The organism is Ornithinimicrobium cryptoxanthini (assembly GCF_023923205.1).
GTDB classification, from domain to species: domain Bacteria; phylum Actinomycetota; class Actinomycetes; order Actinomycetales; family Dermatophilaceae; genus Ornithinicoccus; species Ornithinicoccus cryptoxanthini.
The window spans coordinates 547595-569513 of record NZ_CP099490.1 but is presented as its reverse complement, the minus strand read 5'-3'; the positions used below and the strand labels follow the sequence as shown (position 1 = coordinate 569513).

Genomic DNA, 21919 nt, shown 5'->3' with positions numbered 1-21919 from the left:
ACCCTGCGGGAAGCGGTGTGCCGCCCGGACTCCTAGTGGCAGACTGGTGCCATGTCGCTGCACCCTGCGCCCACGCCGGACATCGTCGAGTCCGCCTCGGTCGTCCCACTGCCGACGATCCGGGGCCGCTCGCGGGCGGCGAACGGCAGGTTCATCCGGGCGGGTGCCACGAGCGCGGTCTATGACCCGGCCGAGGCGCTGCCGAGCGACCGGTTCCTGGACCGCGAGATCTCGTGGCTGCAGTTCAACGAGCGGGTGCTGCAGCTGGCCGCTGACCCCGCCGTGCCACTGCTGGAGCGGACCAGGTTCCTGGCCATCTTTGCCAGCAACCTGGACGAGTTCTTCATGGTCCGGGTCGCGGGCCTCAAACGGCGCATCGCCACCGGGATCGCCACCCGATCGGCCTCCGGTCTGGAGCCTCGCGAGGTGCTCGACGAGATCTCGCTCGGCGCCCACCGGCTCATGGAGCGTCACGCAGCCCTGTTCCGCGACGTCGTGGGCCCAGCCCTCGACGGGGAGGGCATCACGCTGGTGCGCTGGGAGGAGCTCACCGACAAGGAGCAGTCGACGCTGGGCGAGATGTTCCGCAGCACGGTCTATCCGGTCCTGACCCCGCTGGCGGTCGACCCGGCGCACCCCTTCCCCTACATCAGCGGACTCTCGCTCAACCTGGCCGTCATCCTGATCAGCCCGCAGACCGGCCGCGAGCACTTCGCGCGCGTCAAGGTGCCGCCCCTGCTGCCGCGCTTCATCGAGCTGCCCAGCGAGGACGGTCTCTACACCACTCGTCTCGTGCTGCTCGAGGAGGTCATCGCCGCGCACCTCGACGTCCTCTTCCCAGGCATGGAGGTCCACGAGACCTTCACCTTCCGGGTCACCCGCAACGAGGACCTCGAGGTCGAGGAGGACGATGCGGAGAACCTGCTGACCGCGCTGGAGAAGGAGCTGACCCGCCGTCGGTTCGGGCCCCCCGTCCGGCTGGAGGTCGAGCAGGAGATGGACGACCACGTCCTGGACCTGCTCACCCGTGAGCTGCGGGTGCACCCCGCCGAGGTCTACCGACTGCCGTCCCCCCTGGACCTGACCGCGCTCAACATCGTGGCCGACCTGGACCGCACCGAGCTCAGCTATCCGACCTTCCTGCCCACGACGCATCCGGCGCTGGCGCCGGTGGAGCGCTCCGCCGCCGCGGACATTCTCGCGGCGGTGCGCTCCGAGGACGTCCTGCTGCACCACCCCTATGACTCGTTCTCCACCTCGGTGCAGGCCTTTATCGGGCAGGCGGCCAACGACCCCCAGGTGCTGGCGATCAAGCAGACCCTCTATCGCACCAGCGGCGACAGCCCCATCATCGACGCCCTGATCGATGCGGCGGCCTCCGGCAAGCAGGTGCTGGCGGTGGTCGAGATCAAGGCCCGCTTCGACGAGGAGAACAACATCTCGTGGGCCCGCAAGCTGGAGCACGCCGGCGTGCACGTCGTCTATGGCATGGTCGGGCTCAAGACCCACGCCAAGCTCTGCCTCGTCGTCCGCCAGGAGGCCGGTGGGCTGCGCCGCTACTGCCACGTCGGGACCGGCAACTACAACCCCAAGACCGCGCGGCTCTATGAGGACCTGGGGCTGCTCACCTGCGACGAGGCCATCGGGGAGGACCTGACGCGACTGTTCAACCAGCTGTCCGGGATGGCCCCCAAGAGCAAGTTCAAGCGGTTGCTGGTCGCGCCGCGGTCGGTGCGCTCCGGCCTGCTCGAGCTCATCAAGGCCGAGGCTGACAAGGGTTCGGCGGGCGCGATCCGGATCAAGGTCAACTCGATCGTCGACGAGGCGGTCTGTGACGCGCTCTATCGGGCGTCCATGGCGGGCGCGTCGGTCGATGTGCTCGTCCGCGGCATCTGTGCCCTCCGTCCAGGGGTCCCCGGGCTGTCCGAGACCATGCGGGTGCGATCCATCCTGGGTCGCTTCCTGGAGCACTCCCGCATCTTTGCGTTCGGCAACGGCAAGAACGCCACCGTCTATCTCGGCTCGGCCGACATGATGCACCGCAACCTGGACCGCCGCGTCGAGGCGCTGGTGCCGATCGCGGACCGGGACCAGGTCAAGGCCATGGTCAACCTGATCGACCGCGGCATGTCTGACAAGATCGCGAGCTGGCACCTGGATGCGGAGGGCCAGTGGCTGCGCCACCACCTGGATGCCGAGGGTGAGCCGTTGGCCGACCTGCAGTCCGAGTTCATCGCGTCCTACGGCGCGCGCCGCCGGCCGGGCCGACGCCGCTGACGGCGCGGAGCAGCTGACTGTGGCGACCCAGACCGAACCTGCGCTGCTCGTGCGCGCCTCCGGGATGCTTCCCTGGCGGATCCGCGGCGGCAAGCTCCAGTTCGCCGTCGTCCACCGGCCCAGGTATGACGACTGGTCCTGGCCCAAGGGCAAGCTCGAGCGGGGCGAGGAGTGGGCCGTGGCGGCGGCCCGGGAGACACTGGAGGAGACGGGGCTGCGCGTGCGTCTCGGGCTGCCGTTGCCGACGTCCTGGTATGGCCTGGGCGAGCGCGATGGCCGCCCGCAGCTCAAGCAGGTGCGCTACTGGGCCGGGACCGTCACGGGTGGGTCCGGCGACCTCGAGCACGAGATCGACCAGGTCGAGTGGTTGCCGGCGGCGAAGGCGCGGTCTCGGCTCACCTATCGCCGCGACCGCGAGCAGCTCGACGCGGCGGTCGACGCCCATGCCGCCGACCAGCTCGACACCTGGACGCTCCTCGTGGTCCGGCACGCCCACGCGGTCGGCCGCAAGGCCTGGAAGGGTGCCGACCCGCAGCGTCCGCTGACACCGGTCGGCCAGCGTCGCGCTGATCGCCTGGTCGAGCTGTTCGACGCCTATGACCCCGCGCACCTGGTGACCTCACCGTCCGTGCGGTGCGCCGACACCCTGGCTCCCTATGCCGCTGCCAGCGGCCGGAAGCTGGTGGACCGTCGAGGGCTGTCCGAGGAGGGTTATGCCGAGGGACCGACCAAACTGGCCGCTCGACTGGCCAAGGTGCTTGGGCGCGGTGAGGGGACAGCGCTCTGCACCCACGGTCCGGTGCTGCCCGAGATCCTGACGGCCCTGGCCCGGCACACGCCGAAGGGTCGGGAGTCATCGATGCTGAGCCGCCTGGCCAAGAGCAACCTGGACAAGGGCGAGGTCCTCGCCGTGCACCTGGCCGGCACCGGAGCCAAGGCCACCGTCCTGCACCTCGAACGACACCGCCCCCCGAGCTGACCCCGCACCCGACCGGGGCACGCACGTGCCGCCATACCGACCCGGGCACGTGCCGCCATACCAACCTGGGCACGGTTGTCGCCAGACCAACCTGGGCACGGTTGTCGCGCCTGTGCACTAGGTATATCCCGCCCCCCGGCCGAGGAACCGTGCCCAGGTGTGGGGCGGGGTCAGCCGAGGAAGCGTGCCCAGGTGTGGCGGGGTCAGCCGAAGCGGCCGGAGATGTAGTCCTCCGTGGCCTTCTGTGCCGGGTTGTTGAAGATCTGTTGCGTGTCGTCGAACTCGACCAGCTGCCCCGGCTGGCCGGTGGCCTCGATGTTGAAGAAGCCGGTGCGGTCGGAGACGCGGGCCGCCTGCTGCATGTTGTGCGTGACGATGACCACGGTGAACTCGGACTTCAGGTCGTTGATCAGGTCCTCGATCGCCAGCGTCGAGATCGGGTCGAGGGCCGAGCACGGCTCATCCATGAGCAGGACCTGCGGCTGGACCGCGATCGCGCGGGCGATACACAGGCGCTGCTGCTGGCCACCGGACAGGCCCGAGCCGGGCTTGTCGAGCCGGTCCTTGACCTCGTTCCAGAGGTTCGCACCGCGCAGTGAGCGCTCCGCGAGCTCGTCACCGGCCGTCTTCGACATCCGCTTGCTGTTCAGCTTCACCCCGGCCAGGACGTTGTCCCGGATCGACATGGTCGGGAACGGGTTCGGGCGCTGGAAGACCATCCCGACCTCGCGGCGGACGTCGACCGGGTCGACTCCGCGGGCATAGAGGTTCTTGCCGTCGATGCTGACCTCACCCTCGACGCGGGCGCCGGGAATCACCTCGTGCATCCGGTTCAGGGTGCGCAGGAAGGTCGACTTGCCGCAGCCGGACGGGCCGATGAAGGCGGTCACCGTCTTGGGTTCGATGACCATGCTGACATCCTTCACGGCGTGGAAGTTGCCATAGAAGATGTTGAGGTCGTTGACGTCGATGCGCTTGGACATGTGGATAGCTTCTCTTTCGGGTCTGCGTGTCAGCGGGTCTTCGGCGCGAAGAACTTCGCGATGGCTCGGGCCAGGAGGTTGAGGGCGATCACGATGACCACCAGCAGGACGGCAGCAGCCCACGCCCGCTCGAGGCTGGGGTCGCGGTAGCCGGGGTTCAACGGACGGGTGAACATGTAGTAGGCGAACAGCGCCAGGTTGCTCATCGGGCCCTCGGTCGGGTCCACGTTGACCGCGCGGGTGAACCCGACAGCCACGAGCAGCGGTGCGGTCTCACCGATGACGCGGGCGATGGCCAGGGTGATGCCGGAGGCCAGTCCCGACGCGGCCGTGGGAAGCACGACCTTGGCGATGGTCAGCCACTTGGGCACCCCGAGCGCCAGCGCCGCCTCGCGCAGCTCGTGGGGAACGATGCGCAGCATCTCCTCACTGTTGCGCACGACGGTGGGGATCATCAGCACCGACAGCGCGACCGCACCGGCCATGCCGTTCTTGGTGCCGATGCCGAAGAGCACGGCAAACAGCGCGAAGGCAAACAGCCCCGCCACGATCGAGGGGATGCCGGTCATCACGTCGACCAGGAACCTGATGACCTTGGCGAGCCGGCTCTTGCCGCCGTACTCCACCAGGTAGATCGCGGTGAACAGTCCGATCGGGACGGAGATGACCGTGGCGATGCCGGTGATGATGAGGGTGCCGATGACCGCGTGGTAGGCGCCACCGATCATCGGAGCGTTGCCCTCGGCATACTCCCGGTCGTGCACGCCCGTCACGCCGTTCATCGACTGCATGAGGTAGTCGGGCTGCAGCGCCCGCAGGGCTCCGTTCTCGACCACCGTCCAGAGCAGGGAGATCAGCGGGATGATCGCGAGCACGAACGCGCCGTAGACCAGGGCCCGCATCGTCTGGTCGGTGGCGACCCGGGCGCCACCGACAATGCGATAGGTGACGTGGACCGCGACCAGATAGACCAGGTAGCCCAGGACCGCAGCGACGGCGACGGGCAGGTCGAGGAACAGCCACAGGGCCAGCCCCACGAGGACTCCCCCGGTGAGCGCGACCCAGGCCAGCCGCGGTGACGCGGGGCGGACCGGCGAGGGCACGACACCACTGAGCTGGTCCAGCTCGTGACTCGTCGCCGATGTGGTCTCAGGTCGCTCGGTCTGGGTGCTCATCAGTTGGCTCCTGAGAACTCGGAACGGCGGTCGACGATCCACCGCGCAAACAGGTTGACCGCGAGGGTGATCACAAATAGGACCAGGCCCGCGGCGATCAGCTCGGACAGGCGCAGACCCGCGGCCTCGGGGAAGTTCAGGGCGATCTCGGAGGGGATCGTCTTGTTGCCGGTCCCGATCAGGTTCCACGAGAACACCCCTGGCGAGAGGATGATCGCCACGGCCATCGTCTCACCGAGCGCCCGACCGAGGCCGAGCATCGTCCCACCGATGACTCCTGGCATGCCGAACGGGAGGACCGCGGTGCGGATCATCTCCCAGCGGGTAGCGCCGAGAGCGAGGGCGGCCTCCTCATGCAGCCGCGGCGTCTGCAGGAAGACCTCGCGGGAGACCGAGGTGATGATCGGCAGGATCATCACGGCCAGGACGAGCGAGGCGGTCAGCAGGGTGCGCCCGGTCGCGGAGCCGCTGGCGAAGAACGGGATGAAACCGAGGTGCTCCTCGAGCCACTGATAGAACGGCGCCAGCTTCACGGCGAAGACCTGCATGCCCCACATGCCGAAGACCACGCTGGGCACTGCGGCGAGCAGGTCGATGATGAAGCCGAGGACGCTGCCGATCCGCCGGGCGGCGTAGTGCGAGATGAACAACGCGATGCCGACCGCGATCGGGGTTGCCACGACCATGGCGATGACGGAGGCGATCACCGTGCCGGCCACCAGCGGCCACACGTAGGAGAGGAAGCCCTCTCCGTCGGTGACCTCAGCGGGGTCTGCGGTGAAGGCGGGGATCGCCTCGACGGTCAGGAAGATCGCCACACCGGCCAGGATCACCAGGATCAGCAGGGCAGAACCCACCGAGGCGCCGCCGAAGATCAGGTCCCCGGGTCGGCGGATGACCTTGCGCGGGACGCGGGTGGTCGTTGTGCTCATCTCAGTCCTCAACAGTCACGGGTTGTTCTCACGTTCGACGCGCCGCTGCGACGGCTACCGCACCTGGGCGGAAGCCGTCGCAACGGTGGCTTGACCTAGTCGAATCAGATCACTCGCCAGCGTTGATCGACGCCAGGGACTCCTCAGCCATGGCGCGCAGGTCGGCCGAGATCGGGGCGGAGCCGGCCGCGTCGGCAGAGGCAGCCTGACCCTCCTCGGAGATGACGTAACCCACGAAGCTCTTGACCAGGTCGGCCTGGGCAGCGTCCGCGTAGTCCTTGCACACGAGGTGGTAGGAGACCAGGACGATGGGGTAGGCACCGGACTCCGTGGTGTCGCGCGCCAGCTCCAGCGCGAGGTCGCCCTCGACGCCGGTGTCGATCGGCTCGGACGCGTCCACGACCTTGGCAGCGGCCTCGGGAGAGAACGCGACGAACTCCTCACCCACGCCGACCTTTGCAGTGCTCAGCTGGCCGACCGCCGAGGCGTCGGAGTAGCCGATCGAGCCCGGGGTGGCGCCGACGACCTGGATGACGCCGGAGGTCTGCGCGGCAGCCTCGCCACCGGAGACCGGCCAGGCCTTGTCCGCCTCGTAGGACCAGGCGTCGGGAGCCGCGGCCGAGAGGTACTCCATGAAGTTCTCGGTCGTGCCGGAGTCGTCGGAGCGGTTCACGACGGTGATGGCCTGGTCGGGCAGCTCGACGTCGGGGTTGTCGGCCGCGATGGCCTCGTCGTTCCAGTTAGTGATCTGCTGGTCGAAGATCTGGGCCAGCACGGTCGGGCTCAGGTTGAGCTCGGTGACACCGTCGAGGTTGAACGGGATGGCCACCGGGGAGATGTAGACCGGCAGGTTCATCGCGCCGCCGTCGCCACACACGCTGGTGACCGCCGCGCGCTCCTCGTCGTCGAGGGCAGCGTCGGAGCCGGCGAACTGCACCGCGCCGGCGATGAACTGCTCGCGACCGGCACCGGAGCCCACGCCGTCATAGTTCACGGTCACGCCCGGCTCGACGTCGGCGTTGTAGCCCGCGACCCAGGCCGCCATGGCAGAGTCCTGGGACGAGGCACCCGCGCCGGCCAGAGTGCCGGACAGCTCGCCCCCGGCGGCGGCGTCTGTGTCCGCAGACTCGGTGTCGGTGTCGGTGTCACTCTCCTCGGCAGCGTTGCTATCCGGGGTGGTCTCGTTGTCGGCAGCAGGGTTGTCGTCGCCGCACGCGGTCAGGACCAAGGAGGCCGCCATCGCGATCGCGACGGTGGGGCCAAAGCGGTGAAGCTTCAAGATGTTGCCTCTCTCAAGCTGAAGTTGGAGGGTGCCCGTGATCTGCGGAAGTTCTCGCAGTCCGGCGCGCTGGCGACGTTGCCAACCTTCCCGCACGTTAAGGAGGGGATGTGACCCGATCGGGGGCGCTGGGTGAACGCGGCGTGAACTGCGACTGAATCTGCAACTATCGGATGTGCCGTGCCTCACCACGGGACGGGTCAGAGGCTGAGCGCCACCCAGCAGAGGAGCGCGCTGACGGCTGCTGCGGCCGGGAAGGTGACGAGCCAGACCCGCAGGATGCGACCGACCGTGCCCCATCGGATGGCCGACCGGCGGCCAATCAGCCCTGCGCCGACGATCGAGGCCGTGATCGTGTGGGTGGTGGACACCGGGGCGTGCAGCGCACCCGCTAGATAAAGGATCGCGGCCGACGAGGCCTCTGCCACCATGCCCTGTGCCGGTTCGGGTGCCGGAGTGATGATCCGCCGTCCGAGAGTCCGCATGATCCGCCACCCCCCGGCATACGTCCCGGCAGCCAGGGCGAGTGCGGCCCCCAGCATGACCTCCCAGGGCACGTCGTCGCCCGAGCTGTGGCCGCTGACGGTCAGGGCGAGGACGACCACTCCCATCGTCTTGGCCGCATCCTGCAGCCCGTGCCCCAGTGCCATGGCCCCCGCGGAGGCGACCTGGGCATAGCGCAGGTCCCGGTCGGCCCGACGGCGGGACAGGTGACCGAGACGGCTGATCAGCAGGCGCATCACCAGATAGGCGACCACGAGCCCTGCGAGCGGCGAGATCAGCATGGGGAGGGCGACGTCCCACCAGATGCCGCCCCACAGGACCGTGGCTCCCGCGGCGAGCGAGGCGCCGGCCAGGCCCCCGATCAGCGCGTGGGAGGACGACGACGGCATCCCCCGCCACCAGGTCAGCAGGTTCCAGGCAATGGCACCGACCAGCGCCGAGCCGAGGATGACCAGACCTTCGCGGCCATCCGGCGGCCTGATGATGCTCTCCCCAATGACCCGAGCAATCCCCTCCCCGAGGAACGCCCCGGCCAGGTTGAGGACGGCCGCCATGGCCACCGCGATGCGCGGGCTCAGGGCCCGCGTCGCGATCGCGGTCGCGACGGAGTTGGACGCGTCATGGAAGCCATTGGTGAAGGCAAAGATGAGGGCGAGCGCAATGACCACGCCGACGGGGAGCCAGTCCACCGCTCAGGACTCCTTGACGACGATGCCCTCGACGACGGTGGCGACCTGCTCGAAGGAGCGCAGTGTCAGCGCCAGACCGTCGAGCGCCGCGGCGGTGCGCATCGCCCCGAGCGGGTCGGAGCCGGCGAGGTTCTGCGTCGCCAGGTCGCGCCGGATGGGCTCGGCACGGGAGGCGATCCGGCGGATCTCCCCCGGGTAGTCGGCTGCCCCGTCGGGGCTATAGAGCGTGGGCAGCGCTCGCGCGGTCAGCTCGGCCATCCGCACGAGGGCGTCCACAAGGGCGGCGGTGCCCTCTGGGAACTCGTCGATGCGGTGCCGGACGCCGGCGTCCACCGCCTGCTCCATGTGCGAGAGGCACTCGGTCAGCCGCACAGCCAAGAGGTGGATGTCACCCCGGTCGAAAGGGGTCACGAACGAGTCACGGGCCAGCTCGACGATCTGGTCGCGGGCCCGCTGGCCCTCCCGCTCGATCTGCTGAAGGCGGTCCAGGTCGGTGCGCCGCGTGTGGCTGGCCGGGCCGAGCGAGTCCTGCACCGCGAGGGCCCCCAGCCGCACCTGGTCCGCAAGTCCGGCGAAGGCGGTCGCGAACGATGCCGTTCGAGGAGTCATCCGGATGCGCACTGGTCTGCTCGCTTGGGTGGGCCGGTGCGACGACAACCCGTCGCAGACTGAATGTTACGCACGGGTGGCGCGAAGGCGAATCCTGGATGACGGCAGGCGGGAGGGGCGCGGGCCACCGGCCGTGTGGCTCAGAACGTGTGGCTCAGAAGAAGTAGGTGTGCCGGACCGGGAGCGCCTCTCGGCGTGTGGCCGCTCGTAGCGGCGAATGTTGGAGCCCGGGGCTGCCGCGGCCCGGCACACGACCAGGTTAACCGCTCATGCGTCAGATCTCTTCCCACCTGTGGACGACCAGGGAGTTGACACGCCCGCACAGCCCGGCTGAGGTCTCAGTGCAACTCGCCGCGCAGCCAGAGCCGGGCACAGGCCTGCAGGTCGGCGGCCGTGTCCTGCAGCCGCGCCGCACGCCGCAGCGCTTCGGAGCGCTCGGCGCCAGCTGGATCGGCCTCCTCCTGCTCTCCGCCCGCGGGCACCTCCGGGGGGTTGTCGGCGCCAGGCCCGCTGGGGGGCCCCTCCCCGTGCTGCACCGCCAGACCCGTCGCGGTGACGTGACAGAAGGCCGCCGCCCGCTCCAGCGCGACGTCCAGGTCGCCCTCGAAGACGCCGTGCAGGATCTGATGGGTCAGCTCGTGCAGGTCCTCCGGCCGGGGCGGTTCGACGACACCGGAGATGACGCGATAGACGTCGGCGTGCGCCGCGCCGGCACTGAACGCGTCGGCGACCAGCTCGGGCGAGCGCTGCACCCACTCGCGCAGCACATAGAGCCGCCACAGGGCGCCGGGCAGTGTGCGCGCTGGACGGGCCGACCACACCTCGGCCAGCGTGGTCAGGCCGACGGTCTGCGGCAGGTCGATCAGCTTGGCCCGCACCTCCGGGTCCTCGTTGCTGCGCCCCCGGTCCACCAGCGCGGCAGCACTGCGGTGGGCCATCTCGGCCAGCTCCAGCTGGTCGGGACCCGCGACGCTCTCGATCGACTCCGGGGGGACCGGGATCGGCTTGTGGAACCTCACCGTTCCACCGTACGCGGACCCAGCACGATCACCGAGTGCCCCGGCAGGGTGGCGCTGTCCCCGTCCAGCCGGGCCCCGCCATACGCCTCGGTCGTATGCCGTGCGCCCGGCTCGGCCGGCACCGTCACGGTCCGCGCCTGCTCCCCCAGGTTGGCCAGGACGCGGACCGCGCCACGGGTGAGCTCCAGCACGTCCCCGTCGCGGGTCAGACGGGCTTCGTCCAGCGCCGCGGCGCGCAGGTCGGGCAGCTCGCGACGCAGGCGCAGGAGCGTGCGGTGCCACTCCAGGAGCGAGGCGTGCGGCGGTGTCTCGAGCTCGGACCAGTCCAGCCGCGACGCCGTCACGGTGCCCTCGTCCTGCGGGTCGGGCACGGCCGCGGCCCACCCGTGCGCGGCGAACTCCCGGGCCCGGCCGGTGCGGATCGACTCGACCAGCTCGGGCTCGGAGTGGTCGGTGAAGAACTGCCACGTTGTGCTGGCGCCCCACTCCTCCCCCATGAAGAGCATCGGGGTGTAGGGGGCCGTCAGCAGCAGGGCCGCACCGATCGCGGCCTGTCCTGGAGTCACGTTGTGGCACAGTCGGTCTCCCGCGGCCCGGTTGCCGATCTGGTCGTGCGTCTGGAGCGAGGCCACGAACCGCCACGGTGGCGTGGTGACCAGGTCGACCGGCCGGCCGTGCGCGCGCTCCCGGAAGGTGGAGAACGTGCCGTCGTGGAAGAACGGGGTCGAGGTCAACACCTTGGTCAACGCCCCCGGCTCGGCGAAGTCGGCGTAGTAGCCGGCCGTCTCCCCCGTCAGCGCCACATGCAGGGCGTGGTGGATGTCGTCGGCCCACTGCCCGGCCAGCCCGAGCCCGCCAGCGCCCCCGGGCCGTCGCGGGCTGACCGTGGCCGGGTCGTTGCGGTCAGACTCGGCGATCAGGGTGCGCGGTCGACCCGTGCGCTCGGCGACCCCGTCCGCGAGGCTCGCCAGCGCCTCCAGGATGTGCTCGGCCCGCTCGTCGTGCAGCGCGTGCACGGCGTCCAGGCGCAGCGCGTCCAGGTGGAACTGCTCGAACCACAGCCGGGCGTTGTCCAGGACAAAGGACCGCACCTCGTCACTGCCCGGCCCGTCCAGGTTGACCGCGTCGCCCCAGGGCGTGTGGTGCCGGTCGGTGAAGTAGGGCCCGAACTGCGAGAGGTAGTTGCCGCTGGGGCCCAGGTGGTTGTAGACGACGTCGAGGCAGACGCCGAGGCCGCGCTGGTGAGCGGCGTCGACAAACTCCTGCAGCGCCCGCGCCCCACCATACGGCTCATGCACCGCATAGAGCGCGACCCCGTCATAGCCCCAGCCGTGGCGCCCGGGGAAGGCTGCCACCGGCATCAGCGAGACCATCGTCACGCCGAGGTCGACCAGGTGGTCCAGGTGCGCGGTCGCCGCGGCGAGCGTGCCCTCTGGAGTGAAGGTGCCGATGTGCAGCTCATAGAGCACGGCTCCGTCCAGAGCCGTGCCGCTCCACTGCCCGTCACCCCACTGGTATGCCGCGAGGTCCACGAGGGCGGACGCCGCATGGACCCCCTCGGGCTGGGACAGGGATCGCGGGTCGGGCCTGGGGTCGCCGCCGTCCAGCACGAAGGCGTAACGCCCGTCGTCGCCCTCTTCGACCGGCGCCGTCCACCACCCGGATCGCTCGGCGGGGACCATCTGGCGTCGGGTCGCCCCGTCCGCACCGACGGCCACGTGCACCGTCTCCGCGTCGGGTGCCCACACGGCATACGTCATCGGCTCCTCCTCGATCGGCTCCGGCGCCGATGATGCCAGAATCAGCCCTCACCACCGATGTCGACGGCGTAGGCCTCATAGACCAGGTCTCCACCGCGCTGTCGGTGGCGCACGAGCTCACCGACCAGGGTCGTCGCGCTCTCGCGCAGGTCGGCCAGGTCCGCGTCGTCCGGAGCCTCCGCATAGGACACGACGCAGGCCTTGATCGCCGCCCTCAGCCCCACATGCTCGCCGACGAGCTGCTCGGCGCGGGCCGCCAGGCGCGGGTTGGTCGCGGTGGCGCTGTCATACAGACCCCCCGGGCGCTCCGTCAGGTGGATGTGGTCCTCGAAGTCGCGGGACAGCTCGCTGAGGGCGACCGCGACGCTGGTGCGCCAGGCGCCTCCCCGGGCGATCGGTGCCTCGAGCGCGTCGTCGACCCGGCGGACCGCATCGCGCAGCTCGGCACGGTGGGCGCGCACCTGCTTCAGATATGCCGCGAAGTCATCTGCTCCGGCCATGGCCGCCTCCTGGTGTCTCCCACCATGGTCCCGCGAGGGAGCCTCGGGCGCCACACTCAGCCGCTGGCCCGCACGAGCAGCGCGACGGGCAGGCGGGTGAGCAGGTCAACCGTGCTGACCGAACCCTCGTGCTGCGCGCCGGTGAGACGGTCGGTCCAGGTGCCGACGGGCAGGTCCAGCGCGGCCTCCGGGGCAGCGCCGTGCGCGTCGGGCTGGCGCACCGCGAGGACCAGCACATCGTCGCCGCGCAGATAGGCCAGCAGCTGCTCCCCCACCGGCAGCGCGGTGAGGCCGCCGGCGAAACTGGCCGGGCGCTCCTGGCGCAGTCGCAGCGCCGAGGCAGTGACCAGGAGCTTTTCGTCAGAGAGGTCCTGCGGCGGCGCGTCGGCATCGAGCCTGGCCAGCCGTGCCGCGCGGTCCGCGAAGTCGACCGGCCTGCGGTTGTCGGGGTCGACCAGGGACAGGTCGACCAGCTCGCACCCCTGATAGGTGTCCGGCACGCCCGGCAGCGTGAGCTGCAACAGCTTCTGGGCGAGTATGACGGCACGCACCCGACCCAGGTTGGCGGCGAGTGCAGCGTCGGTCACCTCGCGCAACGGGCCCTCGGCGAGCGCGGCGCTCGCCAGGTCGGCGACGTGCGACTCGTAGGCCTCGTCCACGGCGATCCAGGTGGTGTGTTGCTTGGCCTCGCGCAGCGCCTTGGTCAGATAGGTGCTGAGCCGGGCCTCGTCCAGCTCCCGCCCGCTGGCGTCGGCACCACCCGCGCCGACGACCGTCTGCCAGATGAGGTGGGCGGTCGGCCCGTCCACGCCGTGCTGTTCGGCGGCGGTGGCGAACGTGTCCGTGCAGGCCTGCCAGGCGCCAGCATCCGCGGCGACCGCCAGCAGCCGCGCCCGCACGTCCTCGCTGCGCTTGGTGTCGTGGGTCGACAGGGTCGTCATGCCCAGGGGCCAGTGCTCGACCTGGTGCTGCGCCCACGCCAGGAGCGGGCCCGTCCCGGCGTCGGCGGCCGGGTCCGCGCCAACCTCGTTGAGAGCGACCAGCCGGTGCCAGCGATAGAAGGCGGTGTCCTCGATGCCTTTGGCCATCACCGGGCCGGTGACCTGCTGGAAGCGGACCGCCAGGTCGCGCGCGGTCACGGGGTCGTGGGAGGCGTCGGGCGCCAGCAGCACTGCACCGACGGCGCGCACGGTGTGCGGGTGCGCCGAGGTCCGGGCTGCCCGCCCGATCGCGTCCTCGAGTCGACCCGCGGAGGCCGGGTCGGTGTCGTGACCCGGCCGGACATAGGCGCGATAGACGTCGACCTCCACGAGCAGGTCGCGCAGCGCCTCGCTCAGGGCGTCCGGCTCCCGGTCGGGCAGGACCCGCAGCGCCAGCCGCAGCAGCCGTGCCGTCTCCGGGGTGAGCAGCAGGTCGACCGCCTCGCGCTTGGCCGCCGTGACCACCTCCGCCAGCGACGGGTTGCCACCGACCTGGCGCCACGCGCCATCGACCGTCCCGGCCGTTGCGCTCAGGGTGAGGGCGCTCTGCAGGGCTGCGTTCGCGTCATACCCCGTGGTGCCAGAGCACTCCCAGGTCTCCGGCAGGCGCTCGTCGCCCTCCAGGATCTTCTCCACCCAGACAGGGGTGCCAGGTGCCGCCCCGTGGCTCAGCCGCCGCAGATAGTCCTGCGGGTCAGCCAGTCCGTCGGGGTGGTCGATCCGGAACGCGTCGATGACCCCGGCGTGGTTGAGGTCGAGCAGGAGCCGGTGCGTGTCCTCAAAGACGTCGACCTCCTCGACGCGCACGCCGATCAGCGAGTCGACCTCAAAGAAGCGGCGGTAGTTCAGCGTGGCCTCGGCCTCGCGCCAGTCCGCGAGCAGGTAGTGCTGCCGCGCCAGCACCTCGGCGACGTCACCGCCTGCTGTCCCCTCCGCCACCGGGAACACGTGCTCGTAGTAGCGGACCACCGGCTGCCCCTCAGCAGGTCCCTCGCCGGGTCGGCCGGTGTCGAGGGTCAGCTCGCCGGCCGCCAGCACGTCGGCCAGGGACGCGCCCAGCACCGGCAGGCCGATCCGTCCGTCGAGGGCCTCCCAGTCCACGTCGAACCAGTGGGCGCGGGCGGAGCGGGGCCCGTCGTGCAGCACCTGCCAGACCGGGCTGCTGGCCCACTCGGGCGCGGTGAGCGCCATGTGGTTGGGCACGACGTCGACCACGACCCCCAGCCCGGCTTGGTGGCAGTCGGCAGCCAGCTGCTCGAGCCCGTCCCGGCCGCCCAGCTCCGGGTTGATCTGCGTGTGGTCGAGCACGTCATAGCCGTGCTCGGACCCGGGCACGGCGGTGAGCACCGGCGAGAGATAGACGTGAGAGACGCCCAGGTCGCGCAGATAGGGCACCACCGCCCGGGCGTGCTCAAAGGTGAAGTCGGCATGCAGCTGCAGCCGATAGGTCGAGGTGACGTCGTGAGGGTGCACCCCACCCAGTCTGTCAGTCGCGTTCTTCACCTCCCTCATGACGCTGCCGAGGGGCGCAGAAGTGCACCGGGCCGACTCCACTATCCTCGACTGTGCCGTCCCCCAGGCCCGACTCCGGTCGGCAAGTCCACAGCCGTGGCACGAGAGGTGACAGATGAGCAGCGCAGACCTGCGCACCACCGCGCGCGAGCGCATCCTGGTCCTCGATGGGGCCTGGGGCTCGATGTTCCAGCAGCTCGAGCTCACCGAGGACGACTTCCGCTTCGACGGGGCGGACGACGCGCGCAGCTACAAGGGCAACTTCGACCTGCTGTCGCTGACCCGTCCGGACGTCGTCCTGGACGTGCACCGCCAGTACTTTGCGGTCGGCGCCGACATCACGACCACCAACACCTTCACCGCGACGTCGATCGCGCAGGCGGACTACGGCACCGAGGCGCTGGTGAGCCAGCTCAACCGCGCCGCTGCCCGGCTGGCACGCGAGGCGGCCGATGAGGCCACCGCGCATGACGGTCGACCCCGTTGGGTCGCCGGGGCGATGGGGCCCACGAACCGCACGGCATCCCTGTCCCCCGACGTCGAGGCGCCCGAGTTCCGTGCGGTCACCTATGCCCAGCTGCACGAGGCGTATGCCGAGCAGGCCCGGGCGCTCCTCGAGGGCGGGGCCGACCTGCTGCTGATCGAGACAGTCTTTGACACCCTCAACGCCAAGGCTGCGCTGCGCGCCGCCGACACGGTGGGTCGCGAGCTGGGGCGCGCGGTCCCGGTCATGCTCTCCGGCACGATCACCGACGCCTCGGGCCGCACCCTGTCGGGGCAGACCCCCGAGGCCTTCGTCATCTCCACCGACCTGGAGACCGAGCACCTCGACCTGGTCTCGGTCGGGCTGAACTGCGCGCTCGGGCCGGCCGCGCTCCGCCCGCACCTGCGAGACGTCGCCGGCTCCAGCCCCCGGCTGGTCTCGGTCCACCCCAACGCCGGGCTGCCCAACGCCTTCGGTGGCTACGACGAGACGCCCGGGCAGATGGCGCAGGTGCTCGCGGACTACGCCCGCGAGGGGATGGTCAACATCGTCGGCGGGTGCTGCGGCACAACCCCTGCGCACATCGAGGCGATCGCTGCCGCGGTGCAGGGCGTGCGCCCCCGTCGCCCCGCCCAGCCCGCGGCATACCTGCGTCTGTCCGGTCTCGAACCCTTCACGGTCACCCCGGAGATCAACTTCGTCAATGTCGGCGAGCGGACCAACATCACCGGCTCCCCCCGCTTCAAGAAGGCTGTCGCAGAGGGCGACTGGGACGCCGGAGTGCAGATCGCCCGGCAACAGGTGGAGGCCGGCGCGCAGCTGGTCGACGTCAACCTCGACGAGGGCATGCTCGACGGTGTCGCCGCCATGACGCACTTCCTGAATCTCCTTGCGGGAGAGCCGGACATCTCCCGGATCCCGGTGATGATCGACTCCTCACGCTGGGAGGTGCTGGAGGCCGGACTGCAGTGCCTGCAGGGGCGCGGGGTCGTCAACAGCATCTCGCTCAAGGACGGCGAGGAGGAGTTCCTGCGCCGGGCGGCGATCGTGCGGCGTTATGGCGCGGCTGTCGTGGTGATGGCCTTCGACGAGACCGGCCAGGCCGACAGCCTGCGGCGGCGCCAGGAGGTGTGCAGCCGCGCCTACCGGCTGCTGACCGAGCAGGCCGGCTTCGCGCCGCACGACATCATCTTCGACCCCAACGTGCTCACGGTCGCCACCGGCATGAGCGAGCACGACCTCTATGCCCGCGACTTCATCGAGGCGACGCGCTGGATCAAGGCCAATCTGCCCGGGGCGCTGGTCAGCGGCGGCATCAGCAACGTCTCGTTCAGTTTCCGCGGCAACAACGTGGTGCGCGAGGCGATGCACGCGGTCTTCCTGTTCCACGCCATCGACGCCGGCCTGGACATGGGCATCGTCAACGCGGGCATGCTCGGCATCTATGAAGAGATCGAGCCGGAGCTGCGCGAGGCCGTCGAGGACGTCATCCTGGCCCGCCGCCCGGACGCGGCCGACCGGCTGCTCGAGCTGGCCGAGCGCTATCGCGGCGAGTCCACGGGGTCGAGCAGCCCCGCGGCCAAGCTCGCCTGGCGTGAGGCTCCGGTCGCGGAGCGCCTGCGGCACGGCCTGGTGCACGGGATCTCGGACTACGCCGTCGAGGACGCCGAGGAGGCCTATCAGCAGCTGGGCTCGGCCCTGTCGGTCATCGAGGGTCCGCTGATGGACGGCATGGACGTCGTCGGTGACCTGTTCGGCAGCGGTCAGATGTTCCTGCCACAGGTGGTGAAGTCAGCCCGGGTGATGAAGCGCGCGGTGGCACATCTGACGCCCTATCTGGAGGCCGCGTCGGCGCAGACGGGTGGCCACACCAAGGGCAGGATCCTGCTGGCGACGGTCAAGGGGGACGTGCATGACATCGGCAAGAACATCGTCGGGGTCGTGCTGTCCTGCAACGGTTATGACGTGCGTGACCTCGGCGTCATGGTGCCGGCCGAGACGTTGCTGGACACCGCCGCTGAGTGGGGCGCGGACCTGGTCGGGGTCAGCGGGCTGATCACGCCGAGCCTGGACGAGATGGTCGGGGTGGCCACGGAGATGAGCCGGCGCGGGTTGACCACGCCGCTGCTGATCGGTGGGGCCACGACGAGCGCCGCCCACACGGCGGTCAAGATCGACCCGGCCTACTCGGGCACCGTCGCCTATGTCATCGACGCCAGCCGGGCCGTCGGGGTCGCAGGGGACGCCATCAACCGGGAGGACGAGCTGGCCGAGCGGGTCGCGAAGCAGTTCTCCGAGCTGCGCGAGCGGCACGGCGCCAAGCAGGTGACGCTGGTCGACCTGGCCACGGCCCGGTCCGACACCCGGGCCGTCTCCTCCCCGGGGCAGTCGGCCCCGCTCCAGCTGGGGCGGCACCTGCTCGAGCCGAGCCTGGAGGAGCTGGCCGAGGTCATCGACTGGACCCCGTTCTTCAGCGCCTGGGAGCTGCGCGGCACCTATCCCAAGCTGCTGGACGACCCACGTCAGGGGCAGCAGGCGCGCGAGCTGTTCGCGGACGGGCAGGCCCTGCTGCGGACGATCATCGACGATGAGCTGTTGAAGCCCCAGGGCGTGGTCGCGCTGTGGCCGGCGCGCCGCCTGGGTCAGGACGACATCGAGATCACCGAGGCCGACGGGAGCACCACGGTCTTCCACACCCTGCGTCAGCAGAAGCAGCGGAGCAACCGCTATGCCGCCCTCGCCGACTTCGTCGCCCCTGAGGGCGACCACCTGGGCGGCTTCGCCGTCGGGATCCACGGCGCCCACGAGCTGGCGATGGCGTTCAAGGAGGAGCTGGACGACTACTCCGCGATCCTGGCGCAGGCGCTGTCCGACCGACTGGCCGAGGCCTGCGCCGAGTGGGTGCACCGCACGGTGCGCACCGAGCTGTGGGGCTACGCGCCCGACGAGCGGCTCGAGGTCGCCGACCTGGTCCGGGAGCACTACGACGGCATCCGGCCGGCACCTGGCTATCCCGCCCAGCCCGACCACACCGAGAAGCGCACGCTCTTCCGGTTGCTCGGTGCTGCGGAGATCGGTCTGGAGCTGACCGAGCACTGCGCGATGACGCCGACCTCAGCGGTCTCCGGCCTCTACCTCGGCCACCCCGAGTCGGTCTACTTCGCCGTCGGCAAGGTCGCCCGCGACCAGGTCGAGGACTACGCCGCCCGCAAGGGCTGGACCCTTGAGGAGGCCGAGCGCTGGCTGGCACCTAACCTGGGCTACCAGACTTGAGGGAGGTTCGGACCGCGCCACACGCGCTTGTGGCAAGGTTCGGACCGCGCCACACGCAGTTGTGGCAAGGTTCGGACCCACTCAGCCCGTGCCCGCGCCACACGCACTTGTGGCAAGGTTCGGACCCACTCAGCCCGTGCCCGCGCCACGCCACCTGCGCACGCGCGTCTGAGAGCCGCTGCCGTGTCTTAGAGCCTGCTACAACCGGCTCTAAGACACCGGATCTGCTCCAAGTTGCACGGTCAGCTGCTCACACCTCTTGGCCCTGTGTGCCGCAGAGATCGCTATCAAGACGCTGGTCGGCAAGCTTGAGGTCGAGGGGGCATCGAGGACGACGTCACGGCACTCGGGATCGAGGAGCCCGGGACGCACGACTTGCGCGGGGCACTCCTGACACGACCGAGGTCATGCTCTGGTGAGCACCCTCAGTCGTTGTCACCGCCCGTGTCGGCGCCGGGCGCCCCCGAACCCTGCGTGTTGTCCTCGTCGTTGAACACCCACTGCGCCACCTCGGGGAGGTCCTCGCCGTGCTCGCGCGTGTAGTTGCGCGCCCTCACCCGCATGTCGAGCATCGCCTGACGCAGGCCGGCCGCGCGCTCCGCGAGACCGGGCACCCGGTCGATGACATCGGCGACCAGCCGATAGCGGTCCAGGTCATTCATCATCAACATGTCGAACGGCGTGGTGGTGGTGCCCTGCTCCTTGAAGCCACGCACGTGGATGTTGCTGTGGTTGGTCCGCCGGTAGGTCAGCCGGTGCACCAGCGACGGATAGCCGTGGAAGGCGAAGATCACCGGACGGTCGGTGGTGAAGAACGAGTCGAAGTCCCGGTGGCTCAGCCCGTGCGGGTGCTCACGCTCGTCCTGGAGCCGCATCAGGTCCACGACGTTGATGACGCGCACCCGCAGCTCGGGCAGGTGCTCGGCCAGCAACCTCGCAGCCGCGATGGCCTCCACCGTCGGCACGTCACCGGCACACCCCAGCACCACATCGGGCTTCTCCCCCGCCACCTCGGACCCGGCCCAGTCCCAGATCCCGATGCCCCTGGCACAGTGCAGGGCGGCGTCCTGCGCCGAGAGCCACTGCGGACCCGGCTGCTTGCCGGAGACGACCACGTTGACATAGTTCTTGCTCCGCAGGCAGTGGTCATAGGTCGACAGCAGGGTGTTGGCGTCCGGCGGCAGATAGATCCTGATCACGTCTGCCGTCTTGTTCATCACGACGTCCAGGAAGCCGGGGTCCTGGTGCGAGAAGCCGTTGTGGTCCTGGCGCCACACGTGCGAGGACAACAGGTAGTTCAGCGACGGGACCGGCACCCGCCACGGAATGTCGCGGGTCGCGTCGAGCCACTTGGCGTGCTGGTTGAACATCGAGTCGACGATGTGCACGAACGCCTCATAGCTGTTGAGGAGTCCGTGCCGCCCGGTGAGCAGATAGCCCTCCAGCCACCCCTGGCACTGGTGCTCGGACAGCACCTCCATGACGCGACCCGTGGGCGAGAGGTCCACATCCGTGTCGACCACCTCGGCCACCCAGGTCTTGCCGCCCGTCTCGACGGCGGCACCGAGCCGGTTGGAGTGCGTCTCGTCCGGCCCGAACACGCGGAACGTCTCGCGGTTGCGCTCGATCACGTCCGCCACCCACGTCCCCAGCACCCGGGTGGCTTCCGCGTTCGCGCCACCGGGGGAGGGGACGTCCACGGCATACTCCTGCCAGTCCGGCAGGTCCAGGTCCCGGGTGAGCATGCCCCCGTTGGCGTGCGGGTTCGCGCTCATCCGCCGGGTGCCGACAGGGTTGTTGCGGGCGATCTGCTCGACGATGCGGCCGTCCTCATCAAAGAGGTCCTCGGGACGATAGCTGCGCATCCACTCCTCGAGCAGCCGCGTGTAGTCCTCGTTGCCGCGCACCGCCGCCATCGGCACCTGATGGCTGCGCCACGTGCCCTCGACCGGCAACCCGTCGACCTCCTCGGGGCCGGTCCAGCCCTTCGGCGTCCGGAAGACGATCATCGGCCACCGCGGACGACCGGTGAGTATGCCGTCAGTCGCCTCGGTCCTGATCCTCGCGATCTCATCGAGCACCTCCGACAGGAGCGCGGCGAAACGCTGGTGGAACTGGGCCGGCTCCTCGTCGTCGAAGCCCGCTTCGAAGAAGTAGGGCCGGTGACCGTAGCCGACCATCAGCGCCTCGAGCTCCTGACGCGGGATCCGGTCCAGGACAGTGGGGTTGGCGATCTTGTAACCGTTGAGGTGCAGGATCGGCAGCACAGTGCCATCGAGCCGGGGATTCAGAAACTTGTTGCTGTGCCAGGCGGTGGCCAGTGGCCCGGTCTCGGCCTCGCCGTCACCGATGACCGCCGCGACGACGAGGTCAGGGTTGTCGAACGCAGCACCATAGGCATGCGACAGGACGTAGCCGAGCTCGCCGCCCTCATGGATCGAGCCCGGGGTCTCCGGCGCCACGTGGCTGGGGATCCCTCCGGGGAAGGAGAACTGCCGGAACAGCACGTTCAGTCCGCGTTCGTCCGTCCCGACGTGCGAATACACCTGTGAGTAGGTGCCCTCGAGCCAGCCGGCGGCCACCAGCGACGGGCCCCCGTGCCCAGGTCCGGACAGATAGATCATGTCCAGGTCGCGGTTGATGATCTGGTGGTTGAGATGGGCGTAGAGGAAGTTCTGCCCCGGGGAGGTCCCCCAGTGGCCGAGGAGGCGCGGCTTGACGTCCTCTGCAGCCAGCGGCCGACGCAGCAACGCGTTGTCCATCAGATAGATCTGCCCCACCGCGAGGTAGTTCGAGGCGCGCCACCACGCATCGATCGACGTCAGATCCTGGGCGCTCAGGGGTTGGTCGGCGGACTTGGCTGCGGCACTCATCGTGATGACTCCCTGCTCGAGGACGGATCACCGCCAGCCTGGCAGGACTACCTCCCGGTGCGCTACCCCGAAGGATCGCCTGAGGCGTATG

Annotated in this window: 14 protein-coding genes; 3 read left to right on the top strand and 11 right to left on the bottom strand. The window is 69.9% G+C overall.

The features are described from left to right. Nucleotides 1-51: 51 nt before the first annotated feature. Both NF557_RS02620 and NF557_RS02615 read left to right on the top strand, forming a co-directional pair. Complete coding sequence (locus tag NF557_RS02620; RefSeq protein ID WP_252621545.1) at nt 52-2277, top strand: RNA degradosome polyphosphate kinase; 2226 nt, start codon at nt 52-54, stop codon at nt 2275-2277. Between the two features lie 19 nt (nt 2278-2296). Next, nucleotides 2297-3256, top strand: a complete 960-nt coding sequence (locus tag NF557_RS02615) for an NUDIX hydrolase (protein WP_252621544.1) — start codon at nt 2297-2299, stop codon at nt 3254-3256. A gap of 203 nt (nt 3257-3459) precedes the next feature. On the opposite strand, the gene pstB is transcribed toward NF557_RS02615, so the two are convergent. The 10 genes from pstB to treY form a co-directional block, all read right to left on the bottom strand. Beyond that, nucleotides 3460-4239 carry a phosphate ABC transporter ATP-binding protein PstB gene (gene pstB / locus NF557_RS02610; RefSeq protein WP_252621543.1) on the bottom strand — a complete coding sequence of 260 codons (780 nt, stop codon included), beginning with the start codon at nt 4237-4239 and terminating at the stop codon, nt 3460-3462. Between the two features lie 29 nt (nt 4240-4268). Next, nucleotides 4269-5414: a phosphate ABC transporter permease PstA gene (pstA, locus tag NF557_RS02605; RefSeq protein ID WP_252621542.1), complete on the bottom strand. Its 1146-nt coding sequence runs from the start codon at nt 5412-5414 to the stop codon at nt 4269-4271. Continuing rightward, nucleotides 5414-6346: a phosphate ABC transporter permease subunit PstC gene (gene pstC, locus NF557_RS02600; RefSeq protein WP_252621541.1), complete on the bottom strand. Its 933-nt coding sequence runs from the start codon at nt 6344-6346 to the stop codon at nt 5414-5416. The genes pstA and pstC overlap by 1 nt, the downstream gene beginning before the upstream one ends. 109 nt (nt 6347-6455) lie before the next feature. Beyond that, nucleotides 6456-7625, bottom strand: a complete 1170-nt coding sequence (gene pstS / locus NF557_RS02595; protein WP_252621540.1) for a phosphate ABC transporter substrate-binding protein PstS — start codon at nt 7623-7625, stop codon at nt 6456-6458. Between the two features lie 200 nt (nt 7626-7825). Next, nucleotides 7826-8818 (bottom strand): inorganic phosphate transporter, encoded by a 993-nt coding sequence (locus NF557_RS02590; RefSeq protein WP_252621539.1) that lies wholly within the window; start codon nt 8816-8818, stop codon nt 7826-7828. A 3-nt stretch (nt 8819-8821) separates the two neighbouring features. Further along, entirely contained in the window at nt 8822-9427 is a 606-nt protein-coding gene (locus NF557_RS02585; RefSeq protein WP_252621538.1) for a DUF47 domain-containing protein, read from the bottom strand. A gap of 338 nt (nt 9428-9765) precedes the next feature. Further along, nucleotides 9766-10446 (bottom strand): hypothetical protein, encoded by a 681-nt coding sequence (locus tag NF557_RS02580; protein WP_252621537.1) that lies wholly within the window; start codon nt 10444-10446, stop codon nt 9766-9768. Beyond that, complete coding sequence (treZ, locus tag NF557_RS02575) at nt 10443-12206, bottom strand: malto-oligosyltrehalose trehalohydrolase (protein WP_252621536.1); 1764 nt, start codon at nt 12204-12206, stop codon at nt 10443-10445. The genes NF557_RS02580 and treZ overlap by 4 nt, the downstream gene beginning before the upstream one ends. Before the next feature lie 41 nt (nt 12207-12247). Beyond that, nucleotides 12248-12706 carry a hemerythrin domain-containing protein gene (locus tag NF557_RS02570; RefSeq protein ID WP_252621535.1) on the bottom strand — a complete coding sequence of 153 codons (459 nt, stop codon included), beginning with the start codon at nt 12704-12706 and terminating at the stop codon, nt 12248-12250. Nucleotides 12707-12762: 56 nt separating this feature from the next. Then, on the bottom strand, nt 12763-15159 hold the full coding sequence (treY, locus tag NF557_RS02565) for a malto-oligosyltrehalose synthase (protein WP_252621534.1): 2397 nt from the start codon (nt 15157-15159) through the stop codon (nt 12763-12765). Between the two features lie 154 nt (nt 15160-15313). Between treY and metH the strand changes: the two genes are divergently transcribed. Continuing rightward, a complete protein-coding gene (gene metH / locus NF557_RS02560; RefSeq protein WP_252621533.1) occupies nt 15314-18955 on the top strand; it encodes a methionine synthase in 3642 nt (1213 codons plus the stop codon). A gap of 425 nt (nt 18956-19380) precedes the next feature. Here metH and NF557_RS02555 read toward each other — a convergent pair whose 3' ends face one another. After that, nucleotides 19381-21828 carry a phosphoketolase family protein gene (locus NF557_RS02555; RefSeq protein ID WP_252621532.1) on the bottom strand — a complete coding sequence of 816 codons (2448 nt, stop codon included), beginning with the start codon at nt 21826-21828 and terminating at the stop codon, nt 19381-19383. Nucleotides 21829-21919: the final 91 nt, after the last annotated feature.

What these genes read in the sequence shown, in the direction of transcription:
- NF557_RS02585 (WP_252621538.1), bottom strand. Translation starts at nt 9,427, where the DNA reads ATGACTCCTCGAACGGCATCGTTCGCGACCGCCTTCGCCGGACTTGCG.
- treZ (WP_252621536.1), bottom strand. Translation starts at nt 12,206, where the DNA reads ATGACGTATGCCGTGTGGGCACCCGACGCGGAGACGGTGCACGTGGCC.
- NF557_RS02620 (WP_252621545.1), top strand. Translation starts at nt 52, where the DNA reads ATGTCGCTGCACCCTGCGCCCACGCCGGACATCGTCGAGTCCGCCTCG.
- pstB (WP_252621543.1), bottom strand. Translation starts at nt 4,239, where the DNA reads ATGTCCAAGCGCATCGACGTCAACGACCTCAACATCTTCTATGGCAAC.
- metH (WP_252621533.1), top strand. Translation starts at nt 15,314, where the DNA reads ATGAGCAGCGCAGACCTGCGCACCACCGCGCGCGAGCGCATCCTGGTC.
- NF557_RS02570 (WP_252621535.1), bottom strand. Translation starts at nt 12,706, where the DNA reads ATGGCCGGAGCAGATGACTTCGCGGCATATCTGAAGCAGGTGCGCGCC.
- pstA (WP_252621542.1), bottom strand. Translation starts at nt 5,414, where the DNA reads ATGAGCACCCAGACCGAGCGACCTGAGACCACATCGGCGACGAGTCAC.
- pstC (WP_252621541.1), bottom strand. Translation starts at nt 6,346, where the DNA reads ATGAGCACAACGACCACCCGCGTCCCGCGCAAGGTCATCCGCCGACCC.
- NF557_RS02555 (WP_252621532.1), bottom strand. Translation starts at nt 21,828, where the DNA reads ATGAGTGCCGCAGCCAAGTCCGCCGACCAACCCCTGAGCGCCCAGGAT.